This is a genomic window from Thalassobacter stenotrophicus, from assembly GCF_001458315.1.
Taxonomy (GTDB): Bacteria; Pseudomonadota; Alphaproteobacteria; order Rhodobacterales; family Rhodobacteraceae; genus Thalassobacter; species Thalassobacter stenotrophicus.
Genome location: NZ_CYRX01000032.1, coordinates 1 through 12148, shown reverse-complemented (window position 1 = coordinate 12148; position 12148 = coordinate 1). Strand labels below are relative to the sequence as shown.

The 12148-nt window shown below is 57.6% G+C and carries 11 protein-coding genes; 2 read left to right on the top strand and 9 right to left on the bottom strand.

Going from position 1 to position 12148, the window contains the following annotated elements; genetic code table 11:
• Window position 1 precedes the first annotated feature (1 nt).
• The 9 genes from THS5294_RS13525 to THS5294_RS13485 form a co-directional block, all read right to left on the bottom strand.
• Window positions 2–706, bottom strand: coding sequence for an acylneuraminate cytidylyltransferase family protein (locus THS5294_RS13525; RefSeq protein ID WP_058124208.1), 705 nt, complete (start codon window positions 704–706; stop codon window positions 2–4).
• Entirely contained in the window at window positions 703–1848 is a 1146-nt protein-coding gene (neuC, locus tag THS5294_RS13520; protein WP_048599739.1) for a UDP-N-acetylglucosamine 2-epimerase, read from the bottom strand. Before neuC ends, THS5294_RS13525 begins: the two co-directional genes overlap by 4 nt.
• Before the next feature lie 9 nt (window positions 1849–1857).
• Complete coding sequence (locus tag THS5294_RS13515) at window positions 1858–2886, bottom strand: N-acetylneuraminate synthase family protein (RefSeq protein ID WP_048599738.1); 1029 nt, start codon at window positions 2884–2886, stop codon at window positions 1858–1860.
• Between the two features lie 36 nt (window positions 2887–2922).
• Window positions 2923–4185 (bottom strand): UDP-N-acetyl-D-mannosamine dehydrogenase, encoded by a 1263-nt coding sequence (gene wecC, locus THS5294_RS13510; protein WP_048599737.1) that lies wholly within the window; start codon window positions 4183–4185, stop codon window positions 2923–2925.
• Window positions 4186–4196: 11 nt separating this feature from the next.
• Window positions 4197–5324 carry a non-hydrolyzing UDP-N-acetylglucosamine 2-epimerase gene (wecB, locus tag THS5294_RS13505; RefSeq protein WP_048599736.1) on the bottom strand — a complete coding sequence of 376 codons (1128 nt, stop codon included), beginning with the start codon at window positions 5322–5324 and terminating at the stop codon, window positions 4197–4199.
• A 111-nt stretch (window positions 5325–5435) separates the two neighbouring features.
• Entirely contained in the window at window positions 5436–5795 is a 360-nt protein-coding gene (locus tag THS5294_RS13500) for a MarR family EPS-associated transcriptional regulator (RefSeq protein ID WP_048599735.1), read from the bottom strand.
• A gap of 452 nt (window positions 5796–6247) precedes the next feature.
• Entirely contained in the window at window positions 6248–7345 is a 1098-nt protein-coding gene (locus tag THS5294_RS13495) for a plasmid partitioning protein RepB C-terminal domain-containing protein (RefSeq protein WP_072936738.1), read from the bottom strand.
• 20 nt (window positions 7346–7365) lie between these two features.
• Complete coding sequence (locus THS5294_RS13490; protein ID WP_038008854.1) at window positions 7366–8247, bottom strand: ParB N-terminal domain-containing protein; 882 nt, start codon at window positions 8245–8247, stop codon at window positions 7366–7368.
• Window positions 8248–8316: 69 nt separating this feature from the next.
• The gene (locus THS5294_RS13485; protein WP_267884467.1) at window positions 8317–9867 is read right to left on the bottom strand and encodes a recombinase family protein; all 1551 of its coding nucleotides are present in this window, start codon (window positions 9865–9867) and stop codon (window positions 8317–8319) included.
• 215 nt (window positions 9868–10082) lie between these two features.
• On the opposite strand from THS5294_RS13485, the gene nusG reads away from it, so the two are divergent.
• Entirely contained in the window at window positions 10083–10595 is a 513-nt protein-coding gene (gene nusG, locus THS5294_RS13480; RefSeq protein WP_048599734.1) for a transcription termination/antitermination protein NusG, read from the top strand.
• Window positions 10596–10779: 184 nt separating this feature from the next.
• A complete protein-coding gene (locus tag THS5294_RS13475) occupies window positions 10780–11877 on the top strand; it encodes a Fic family protein (RefSeq protein WP_048599733.1) in 1098 nt (365 codons plus the stop codon).
• Window positions 11878–12148 lie beyond the last annotated feature (271 nt).

Here is a 12148-nt window from a genome sequence, read left to right as displayed (position 1 = left end):
ATCACCCCTTATTTGCGGAGCTTTGCATCTGCAGCACCCACTCCACACGATGCAAATCATCCAGCGTATCGATATCCGCCGAGCGATCGGCCGGCATGGCGATTGCTCCTATGCGTTCCGACGGAAACCCGTTCACGTCAAGAAACCGTTGGGCCTGAAAAACATATACCGCTCCGTTCGGGCCGAAGACCGGCGGCAATTGCTGGCGGTTGTAGAAGCAAAACGCTTGGTCCCTCATGGCCGTAAAGGTGTTGTTTTCCAATGTCCCGTACTTCAGAACCCCTCGATCGCGCTCGACGACACTCAGAACCATGTCGTGACCGCCCTCTTGAAACAGGGTCACGGCTTTTTGGACGTCCTGATCCGAGCGCAAGGGCGAGGTGGCCTGCAACAGCACGATTGTGGCACCTTGCAACGAACGTTCGACGATCAGGTGCTCGATAACCGCGGCCATCGGTGTGTCGTCGGCTGCCAGATGCTCGGGGCGCCTGCACAATGTGCAGCCCTCCGGCAGATCGGCCTCGTCGATTTCCACGATATCCGTGCTGAGCAGGGCACGACCGACGGTGCGAAGTCCTTGCCGGACGGCGTGCAGGTACAGGGGCACGCCGTTGAGCGGCATGAGGTTTTTTCCGGGCAACCCCTTGGAACCGGCTCGAACCGGCACGACCGCAATCGCTTCCGGTGTTGTGCGATGGGCCGTCATTCCACGAAATACTTCTGCAACGGCCGGTCCCAGAAATCTGCGCGGTTCAACAATTCAACGAAGCTCTTCGCCGAGTCGCCGCTTCCAAAGCTCTGACTACTGGGAAACCGCTGCCCCCAGAACTCAGACAGGAAACGGTCGATGGTGCCTCGGTCATGCGCGTCGCTGCGCAGCAGCGAAGGCGCGTTTCCGCGGTTCGACTGCCGCGTGCCGATATCGAGCGACGGCACGCCAAGGAATGGCGCTTCGCGCACACCCATACTGGAATTGCCGATAATCGCCTGGGCATTGCGCATCAGTTCCGAGAAATAGGCAAAACGCATGGACGGAAGGACCCGAAACCGGTCTTTTGGCAGCTCTCGGATGACCGAAAGGATCAACTCGGACCCGGGGTCGTTGTTGGGCAGGATGACGACATAATAATGTCCCGAGTCGATCAGCGCCCCGAACAGTGCTTCGGCCTGTTTACCCATCGCGGAAGCTTCCGAGGTAACCGGATGGAAAACGCAGATCCCGTAATCGACGGGGGCGATGTTGTAGCGCGTCCGCACCTGTTCCAGCGTCACGCCCGACGGGCGGCCATGGATGTCAAGTTCCGGTGAACCGATCACGTTGATAGTCTCGGGCGGCTCTCCCAGACGCTCGACGCGGGCCTTTGCTTCGTCCGAACTGACAAGGTGCACCGAGGACAGCTTGGTATTGCAGTGCCGGAATTGTTCGTCGATCGTTCCCGAAACCTCACCGCCTTCGACATGGGCGCAGCGGACGTAATTGGTCGTGCAAACCAATGAACATGCAAGCGCTTCAACGCGGTCGCCATGTATGATCACCAGATCCGGTTGATGTTCCTGCAGGTAATCAGAAAACCCCATGACAGTCTTGGCGAGGATGATGTCCTGAGGGTCGCCATCGCGCTGGTTGATGAACTCGACAACTTTAAAGCGCTTTTGTTGATGAACCTCTTCCTTGGTCAGCCCATATTTTTCAAGCATGTGCATGCCGGTGACAAAGAAAGTCACCCGGTGACCAGCATCGAGTGCTGCCAAGGCAAGCGGTTCCAGTTTGCCATAATCGGCCCGCGTACCCGTCACGAAGAGCAGGTTATGCCCGGCCTTGGCATTCAATTCGGGTTTTCCAGACATTGTAACCACTCAGTCCAAATCCGACCAGCGAAGCTGAGTGTTACGTTTCATGTCGCGGTTCACCCGACGACCGATCAGCGCATCGAATTGATCCGCCGGTATCTCGCCGCTTCCAGGACGGCGTGCCCAGATGTCGCTTTCGCCGATCGTTTCCCCGGCTTTCAGGTCGCGGTCGGCCACGACCGACCCGCGGGCAAACCGATACACGTCTTCTTCAGGGGCGCTGCGCTCCTTGGAATTGCGCGCCGCGATATGGATTTCGCGCGACCGATCAACAAGATATCGCAGCTCTGCCGGATCCATCGAACAGGAAATGTCCGGTCCGGCGCGATACCGCGTATCGGTAAAGTGACGTTCGAGAATGCAGGCACCCAGCGCGACGGAAGCAAGGGCCATATCCGGCCCGATCGAATGATCCGAGAAACCGACCACCGCGTCCGGGAAGGCCTGCCGCAACTCGGTCACACCGCGAAGCGACACGATCTCGGGGGGGGACGGATACAGGTTGGTGCATTCTAGCAGTGCAAATGGAACGCCCGCATCGCGAAGGATCTGAACCGAGCGCGACATCGAGTCGATCGTCTGCATCCCGGTCGACATGATGACCGGCTTGCCAAATTTCGCAATGTGACGGATCAGCGGCAAGTTGTCGGCTTCGCCTGAGCCGATCTTGAAAGCCGGGACGTCGATTTCTGCAAGGAAATCCGCCGCTTTCCTTGAAAACGGCGTCGAAATATAGATCACGCCCAGACTCTCGGCGTGCTGCTTGAGCGCGATTTCATCGGCGGGGGACAACGCACAGCGTTCCATCACTTCCCAGATCGACACATCGGCGTTGGGCGGAAAGATCGACTTGGCTTCTTCGGTCATTTCATCATCGACGAAATGGGTCTGGTGCTTGACGCATTCGGCACCGGCCCTCGCGGCGAGGGTCACCATGGACTTTGCGACCTCGAGACTGCCGCCATGGTTGATACCGATTTCGGCGATCACGAGGGGCGGATGTTCGGGGCCGATCTTGCGGTCATTGATTTGCATGTCTTGATTCCCTGCTAAGCTCTGATGGACTGTCGATCACCACACGCCACGACAATCGACCTTCCGGCCGACCGGTGCCGCTGCGTTCTTGAACGCGGTATGATCGACGAGAAGCACGTTGATGTCGGCCTCGGAGGCTTGGGCATAAGTGACGAGGCTGGCGTCTTTCAGATCGCGCGGAAGGCTATCGATGAAAGGTTCGACTATCATCAGCGGCCCCGCATGCGTGGCCGAAAGCGAACGTGCTATTTCCATTGCAGGACTTTCCCGCAAATCGTCGATGTCCGGTTTGAACGCCAAGCCGTAAACGGCAAGGGTCACCTCGGCAGCGGTCTTCGCGGGGTTGGCCAAGAGATAGCATCCAATCGCGGCCTGCACCTTTTTGAGCACCCATTCCGGCTTTCTGTCGTTCACTTCGCGCGCGGTGCGGATCAGATGTGCCTGCTCAGGAGCGGACGAGACAATGAACCACGGGTCTACGGCGATGCAATGGCCTCCAACGCCGGGACCCGGCTGCAGGATATTGACCCGCGGGTGGCGGTTGGCCAGTCGAATGAGTTCCCAGACATCCATGCCCAGCGCGTCGCAAATCAGCGAAAGCTCGTTGGCGAATGCGATGTTGATATCGCGGAAGCTGTTCTCGGTGAGTTTCGCCATTTCCGCAACGCGAGGCCCGGAGGCGACCACGCACTCGCCGGTGACGAAGGAGCGGTAGAGGCTGGCTGCCGCTTCCGAGCAGGCTGGCGTCATGCCGCCGATCACGCGGTCGTTGGTGATAAGTTCCTGCATCACCTTGCCGGGCAGAACCCGTTCGGGACAATGCGCTATGCGGATGTCAGAGTCTTCACCGGCAGTTTGGGGAAAGCTAAGGTCTGGGCGGGCTTCTGCAAGCCAGCCTTCCATGGCTTCAGTAGCCCCGACCGGCGATGTGCTTTCCAGGATCACCAGATTGCCAGCTTCCAGCACCGGCGCGATGGCGCGGGCCGCGGCCTCGATGAAGCCAAGATCGGGCTGGTGGTTTTGCCCCTTAAACGGGGTCGGTACCGCGATCAGAAAGGCCTCGGCGGGTTCAGGTACCGTGGTGGCCCGCAAATAGCCCTCTTTCACCACTGCGCGTACCACCAAGTCGAGGTCAGGTTCTACAATGTGAACCTCGCCACGATTGATCGTGTCGACAGTTTTCTGGTTCACATCGACACCCACCACATCGACTTTTCGCGAGGCGAACATGGCGGCGGTGGGCAGGCCGATATAGCCTAGTCCGACGACAGAAATGCGTTTGAAAGGGAGCTTAGGCATTATTGCTAATCCTAGTCGATCGTAAGAAATGACAAAGCGGCATCGCGGATCCTCTGAGAGGCCAACCCGACGCCGTAGGGATTATGCGCGCGCGACATCGCGTCGTAGGCGGCTTGATCGTCGAGGAGCCTACTCGTTTCTCGTACGATCAGATCGGCATCAGTACCCACCAACTTGACCGTGCCGGCGTCCACTGCCTCCGGCCGTTCTGTGGTGTCTCGCATTACGAGCACAGGTTTGCCGAGCGACGGGGCTTCTTCCTGCACTCCGCCTGAGTCAGTCAGTATTATGTCTGCGCGACGCATCAGATGCACAAAAGGCAGATAATCCTGCGGCGCAATGAGTTTAACACGCTCAAGCTCACCGAGGCTGATCTCGACAGGGCCCTTAACATTCGGGTTCAGGTGCACCGGATAGATGATCTGGACGTCTTCCCTCTTCGCTATGGTGGCAAGTGCAGAGCAAATACGCTCGAAGCCGCCCCCAAAGCTCTCCCGACGATGCCCCGTCACAAGGATCAGTCGCTTGGTCGGATCAATCCCGAATTTAGTGTCGAATGCTGAGCTCTGCTGTGGATCGTTCTCGAGTCTCTCAACCACCTCAAGCAATGCGTCGATGACGGTATTTCCAGTAATCGAAATCTGGTCTTCTTCGACGCCCTCGAATTTCAGGTTCGCAGCGGCCTTTTCTGTCGGAGCGAAGTGGAGCCGAGCAATAGCGCCAGTGACCTTACGGTTTATCTCTTCAGGCCAGGGCGAATAGATGTTGCCGGTCCGCAGCCCCGCCTCGACATGGCCCACCGGAATCTGCTGATAATAGGCCGCGAGCGAGGCCGACAACGTTGTTGTCGTGTCTCCGTGGACCAGTAGCAAATCTGGCGAAAACTCTTCCAGCACCGGCTTGAGCCCAGCAAGCACCGCCGCGGTGATCTCGGTGAGCCCCTGCCCAGGTTTCATCACGTTCAGATCGTATTCGGGTTCGATCCCAAACAGACGCAGAACCTGGTCCAGCATCTCGCGGTGCTGGGCAGTGACAGCCACCCGCACATCAAGGCCGGGATTTGCCCTGAGTGCTTCATAAACTGGCGCCATCTTGATGGCTTCTGGCCGCGTCCCAAAGACCAGCAATACTTTTTTCATTGGATCCTCAAATTCTATTTTTTGTGGACGCTGCCTGCAATCAAACTCTGCCCGAGCAGTACTTCGCCGTTCCTCGTGAGAGATGCCCCGCCAAGCGAGTTGCGAATGCGATCAGGACAGCTTCTTTTCAGCGTTGGCATCGAGCTCGACTTGAAGCGACTCGATCTCTTCCTTGAGCCCCTCGTACTCTTCCATCTTCCTGACCAGAAATGCTCGCGTCAGTGCTACCTTCCGCGCGATACCTCTCGGCGTCAAAACGTAGGCATATCGGCGTTTGTCTTCCGCCGCCGTGAAATTCCCCAGTTTCACCAGACCTTTTTCGATCAGGGCGTTCAAAACGTAATGTATTCCACCGACACTGACACCAACCGCCTCAGCCAGCTCTCGCTGGGACATTTCTGGGTTTTCTTGCAGGAGGCGGAGCACGCGAAAATGCGTGTCTTCCTGCAGTTTGGTGCGCTTGCTAGTCATATTTGAGATTTTCTCAGGCTACCGCACAAGAACTGCCCGCAGGGCGCCTTGTTGGATGCAAAGATGACGTTGAAAATAGATTCCACATCGTTCATCTTTGAGCGGTAACAAATGCTGCATGCGCAAACAAGAGGGAATTTCACAATTTCAGATGTTTTCGTCAGTTCGGACGATGAAGTAGCCACTAACCCACAGGTGCAGGCCCAACTAGAGGCGGACCTCACTCACTCTGAGGACATCGGCGGACCTTCAACCGCGCCACTATCAGAGAACCTGAATATGTGACAAGCTCATAACTGAACGACCCCGTCAGCACAAGGCTGGTTCATCACCGCCGCTGATCGTCGGCACCGAGCGGTGCATGGCGGCTGACCCATGAGACTCGGCCTTATGTCGCTCGGAAATAAGTCACTTTGGCAGATCTACTACAATCTGACCCCGGGACGAGCCCGTCATCCGAGTTGGCCATCCATTCCAGGGGCCGGCGCTGCGTCACTGTCGTCTTTCGCCATTTGGGTGTGTGCTGTCGCTTCGGCGGCGATTGGTCCTTCCTCCCGTTCGGCCTGTTCGACTGCCTCCTCCATACTGACCGTGTTCAGCACCAGGTCGAACTGCTCGAGGATCTCGGATGCATGCCGCGCCACGTAGGAGCGCACCGCCTCGTTTTCCATCAGCTTTTTCAGGTAGCCTTTGGCGACGACCAGGTTCAGCAGCTCGGACCCGTAGTTTTCTTCGGCATGCTTGTACTTTTCCTGCACCTGGCTCATCTCTCTCTCAAGCTTGACGATTTGCTCCAGCGGGTCGCCTGTCGGTTGTTCCGGCTGTGGTGGCTTGTAGTCGGTGCGCTGTTCCGGCGGCGTGGCCTTCAGGAGGGCGTCCGCGTGGGCGGCGGTGATCGTATTTGCGGCTATCATCAATTCCACCGCCTCGATCTGCCGGGCGGCCTTCATCTTGCGTAGGTGCCGCGTCACGTCCGGAGTGAACTGGTGGTCCTGCAGCAGTTCCACCGCCTTGGGGCAGATCCCGTGCAGCAGGTTAATCCGGCTGTTAATGGTCGAGAGGTTCACATTGAAGGCCCGCGCAAGTCGTTCCTTGCTGACACCTTTGTCGATCGCGCGCCGCAGCATGTAGTGCTCCTGCACGGTTGAGAGCCGGTTGATCCGGTGATTGTAGGTGTAGGTCTCAAAATCCTTGGCAATGAGGCAAGGCGCGGTGTCCTGGCCCAATTCCTTCAGCGCCAGCACCCTCAGATTGCCATCAAGCAGTAGAAACCCCGCAGCATCCGGATCTGGCTTGATCACCGAGAGCGGCTCAATCAACCCAATTTCCCGGATCGAGGAGACAATCTGCTTGAACTTGCGTGTTGTCATCACGCCGTCGGGAACCTTTTTCGAGGGCATCAGCTCCTCAAGCGGGATCTGGAAGGTTTCCAGATCAAACCCGAGCGTCAGGTTCAACGGGGCCTTGGGATACGGCGCGTCGTTTTCATCGCTGTCTGGCTGGGGGAAAGCGCCCGGGTAAAGTGGCTTCACAGTGCTGAGGTCATTCATCGTATGTTCCTTTTCGGGTTTCAGGCGGTTTCAATGCGGTCGGCGAGGTATTTCGGCAGGCTGTCGAGGCCCTCGGCGCGCAGGAGCGTCACGAAGTGCTCATCGGCAAAGAGGCGTTTCAGTCCTTGGACCACCAAGAGCAGTTGCTGATGCGCGTGATCGGCCTTCAGCATCAGCTTGTGTTGGCGGGCGACCTCGCGCTGGTATGTCTTCACCAGCGAATGCGCCGAGTTTGGCAGTTTCGGGCGATCACCACCGGTTTTCGGGCCCTTTTCCCGGCGCTTTTCAATAAGCCGCTTGGCATCCGTGATCTGGTGCCCTTTGAGTTGGCCGGTCTTATAGGCCTCTTCCAGCATGTCGCCGAGGTTTTCATCGTCATGCTTGGCGCGGGCGATTTCGAGAGCGGTGGTCAGCGGAATGGTCCCGTTTTGCACCGCCTCGATCAGGCGCTCCTCACCCTTTTCCAGCAAGAAAACGATGTCCCGAACGTATTTCTCGGAAAGCCCCGTTCGAGTGATGATGTCGTCGATGCTGTAATCCCGCGCCAGCAACAGCTCGATGTCGGCCAGGATCTCCAGCGGCCGATGGCCCCGCCGGGCAATGTTTTCGGCGAGCGACATGATGAAGGCGTCTTCATCGGTCACATTGACCACCAGCGCCGGGATGTGGCTTTCACCCAGCAGCCGAAAGGCATTCAATCGTCCTTCGCCACAGACCAGCAAATAGGCGGGCGCCCCATCGGCACCTTCGCGCTCTGTCACGGTGATCGGCTTTTTCAAGCCGATGGAACGGATGTTTTCAACTATCTCTTCAAAGACCTTCATATTGCGGTCCCGGGAGTTCAGGACCTCGATCCGGTCGATGGGGACGAGCGTGACGCTCTCGGGTGTGTCAGTCATCATAGGGTTCGCTTCCTCTTTTAGCGCAATTGTTCATGTTGTGTTCTCCTTCCGATTTCCATCATCAAGGCCTCATCCCCATTTCCGGCGAATGCCGACCCGTTCTGCCATTCCGTAGAAAAAGCCGAGATCCTCAAACCGGAAGGCCTCAAAGGCGATGCTGGTGCGGTTGCAAAGGCGGATTTCCTGCCGGGGTAGATCGAGCCAGGGCAGCAGGTAGTAATCGAGCTCGTCGCGGTTGTCGGGGTCAAGCCGGACCGCCAGCGTGACGTCGGCCTGATAGCGCATCGGGTCAAAGCGGATTCTCCAGCGTAGCCGTCCGTCGCCCTGAGGCTGGCATCGCGCCAGCACTAAGCTGACGACCATCTCGTCATTTATGGTCAGCAAATCGGTCTTAGGATCACGCGCAACTGTGCCACCCACCTCGGCAATTGCCGCCTCAGTGCGCGCTATGATCTCCGGATGCATCCCGCGCAGGCGCTTGTTGAGCGCGATGCGTTCCTGATCCCGGTCCGAGCGATAACCAATCATCTCATAGGCCCGGGCCAGAGACCCGAAGCGGTTTCGATAGGCTGATGAGGACGGCATGTCGGGCGTCTGATCGATCAACACGCCAGAAAGCTGGCCCGCGTCTGCATAAAGCCGTTTCAAATGATCCAGCAGCTCTTCGTCTGACAGGCGCGCCGACCGTGCCGTGATGATCTCCTGCGCCGTCAGGAAAAACTCGAGCGGTACAATCCCCTCGAAGGCGCCTTCCTTGCGCACCCACATATCGGGTGGGTTTTCCACATGCAGCTTCTTCAGCTTGAAGGAGGAGCGGTTGTAGACGTTGTTGCCGATGTATTTCTCGTTGGTCAGAACCGTGCGCACCGTGCCAGAATTCCAGGGGCGGTCCAGATCGGTTTTGACACCTTCTCCGTTCAGGCGATCGGCAATCTCGCGGAAAGAAAGGTCCTCCTCGATCAGCCAGCGATACATCTTGTTGACCCAAGCCACTTCCTCGTCGGGCCCGGGCATCAGGATCACGCGATCTGTTTGCAGCGATTTGTGCTCACCGCGCTTCAGCTCGCCCTTGATCTGGCCGCGCTCGTTTACGAGAACCCGGCGCAGCCCGAAGCCTGCCGCGCCACCTTGACGGAAGCCCAGCTCAATTAGGCGGCATTGGCCGGCGAAGACCTTGACCGAAAGCTCCCGGCTGTATTCGCCGGCCATCGCACGTTTGACGCCCTTGACGATGGTTGAGACGGGCGAGCCGTCGTTCTCGAACTGCTCGGCGCAATAGGCGACGTTGATGCCGGCGCGCTTGCAGATGTATTCGTAATAGGCGCTCTCATCCGCATCCTGGAAACGGCCCCAGCGGCTGACGTCATATACCAGGATCACGTTGAAGTCGGCCGCGCCAGATTCCACATCCGCGATCAGCTGCTGCAGGGCGGCGCGTCCGCCGATAGAAAGGCCGCTCTTGCCGTCATCGGCGTAGGTCTTGATGATTTCGATGCCGCGCTTTTCGGCATATTCGCGGATCTTGTCGGACTGGTTGTGGGTTGAATACTGCTGATGCTCCGTCGACATGCGCACATATTGCGCCGCCCGAAACTCGGTAATCTCGCCACTCCCGTCCAACTCAGCCTCCGATCTGTGTGTCTGTCGGTCGGACGTTTGCTCGGGTCGCAAAGTGTATCAAGCTGATAGTGCTGGATTATCTCATTATATCAATGCTCTGAGGGCGAGGTGCGCAGTCTCCTTCATCAAATTATCGCATCGCACCCGGAAAACCTTACTTGCATGCGTTCGAATTTGAGCGATAGGTGTGGAAATTACATTAACTAGGTTGCAAAATGACATTTCACGATCGCGGCACAAACTGGTTTCTGGCGCAACTTAAGCCGAACTGCGCCAACATCGCGGATAAGAACCTCAAGCGCCAGGGCTTCAACACCTTCCTGCCGATGGAAGAGGAAACGCGCCCGCGGAACGGCAAGTACGTCACTGCCATGCGGCCACTGTTTCCGGGCTACATCTTCGTGGCCTTCGATGTGACCCGCGGGTTCTGGCGCACAGTTAACTCGACCCATGGCATCACGCGGCTTGTGAGTTTCGGCAAGGAGCCGACGGCTGTGCCGCTGGACCTGGTCTCGCAGCTGATGTTGCGCTGTGACGCAAAGGGCAAATTGCTGCCGCCAAAGCTCTTGAAGCCTGGAGACCAGGTGATGTTGACCAAGGGACCTTTTGCAAATTTTGTGGCAGAGGTGGAAACAATCGCGCCAGATCGGCGGGTTTGGGTCCTGATGGAGATCATGGGTGGTCAGACCCGTGTTGCAGTTGGGGCGGATCAGTTGCGGACTGTTTGACCGTCAGCGTCGCCAAAAAGCATATCTCTGTGTGCAAACTTTATACTATTAGCCTTGATCACGAGCACAACTAGCTTGTTGTGCGGAGATTGATCCCCCCTATTCTCCGCAAATACTACGGCTTTTACTCTTGCCAGTGCGGAGAAAAAGTCGGATCATCCCTGCAAATTTTGCGGAGAATGTGATGCAAACCTGGGAACGGGACACCTGGCCTAACCTTACTTGGCAAGACGCGCGCGTCGCAGCCTACCTAGCTGAGGTGCGCCATATCCAGGGCAGACTGATCGGCAGGATGGAAGTGCTGGGCTTCAAGCTGCGCGAGGAAGCAGTGCTGCAGACGCTGACACAGGACGTCGTCAAGACAAGCGAAATCGAAGGCGAACAGCTCGACGTCACTCAGGTGCGCTCATCGCTGGCGCGTCGTCTTGGCATCGACATTGGCGCCCTGCCCCCGACAGATCGCAACGTCGAAGGCATCGTCGAGGTCATGCTTGATGCGACGCGCAACTACGACGCTCCACTGACAGCGGAACGCCTATTCGGCTGGCATGCCGCCCTGTTTCCGACCGGGCGCAGCGGCATGACACGCATCCGCGTCGGGGATTGGCGCGATGACAGTACCGGGCCGATGCAGGTGGTGTCAGGACCCTACGGACGGGAACGCGTGCATTACACAGCGCCACCTGCCTTTTGGGTCGCAGCAGAGATGGAAGCATTTCTCGCCTGGTTCAACGCGCCGATTTCATCCGATCCGGTAATCAAGGCGGCCCTGGCGCATCTGTGGTTTATGACGATCCACCCCTTCGAGGATGGTAACGGACGGATTGCTCGTGCCATCGCTGATCTTGCGCTGGCGCGGTCAGAGAGGAGCTCACAGAGGTTCTACAGCATGTCAGCGCAGATCCGAACAGAACGGAGCGCATACTATGATCAACTGGAGCAAACGCAGAAGGGCGACACGGACGTAACAGAGTGGGTTCTGTGGTTCCTCGCGTGCCTGGATCGCGCCATCCGTGGAGCGGATAGCGTACTAGCTGCAGTTGTCGCTAAGGCTCAATTCTGGGAGCGCGCAGCTCCGATGCCGCTGAACGAGCGACAGATCAAGGTTCTGAACCGTTTACTTGACGGCTTTGAAGGTAAGATGACCACGTCGAAATGGGCGACAATTGCCAAGTGCTCTCAGGATAGTGCAAATCGCGACATTGCGAGCTTGATTGAACTTGGCCTGATGCGGAAGGGCGAAGCCGGCGGTCGCAGCACGAACTACGAGCTGGTACCGTAACGCGAGCAGACCTAATTGTCAGCCATCACCCGGCCAAACCAATTCGTTCCAATACGCCCGAACATCATCGACCGTCCTTGGGTGCGGTTGATTACCAACGATTACGGCTTATCGGGGGGTGCGACTCGCCAAACGTTGACATGGCGTTGACATGAAACAAACGCAGAAAGCCCGACTGATTAAGTCGGGCTCTAAGCGTTTGATTTAGCGTATTATTTTGGTTGCGGGAGTAGGATTTGAACCTACGACCTTCAGGTTATGAGCCTTATTA

Coding starts and splice junctions, on each gene's coding strand:
- THS5294_RS13525 (WP_058124208.1), bottom strand. CDS start 706: ATGACGGCCCATCGCACAACACCGGAAGCGATTGCGGTCGTGCCGGTT.
- neuC (WP_048599739.1), bottom strand. CDS start 1,848: ATGTCTGGAAAACCCGAATTGAATGCCAAGGCCGGGCATAACCTGCTC.
- THS5294_RS13515 (WP_048599738.1), bottom strand. CDS start 2,886: ATGCAAATCAATGACCGCAAGATCGGCCCCGAACATCCGCCCCTCGTG.
- wecC (WP_048599737.1), bottom strand. CDS start 4,185: ATGCCTAAGCTCCCTTTCAAACGCATTTCTGTCGTCGGACTAGGCTAT.
- wecB (WP_048599736.1), bottom strand. CDS start 5,324: ATGAAAAAAGTATTGCTGGTCTTTGGGACGCGGCCAGAAGCCATCAAG.
- THS5294_RS13500 (WP_048599735.1), bottom strand. CDS start 5,795: ATGACTAGCAAGCGCACCAAACTGCAGGAAGACACGCATTTTCGCGTG.
- THS5294_RS13495 (WP_072936738.1), bottom strand. CDS start 7,345: ATGAATGACCTCAGCACTGTGAAGCCACTTTACCCGGGCGCTTTCCCC.
- THS5294_RS13490 (WP_038008854.1), bottom strand. CDS start 8,247: ATGATGACTGACACACCCGAGAGCGTCACGCTCGTCCCCATCGACCGG.
- nusG (WP_048599734.1), top strand. CDS start 10,083: ATGACATTTCACGATCGCGGCACAAACTGGTTTCTGGCGCAACTTAAG.
- THS5294_RS13475 (WP_048599733.1), top strand. CDS start 10,780: ATGCAAACCTGGGAACGGGACACCTGGCCTAACCTTACTTGGCAAGAC.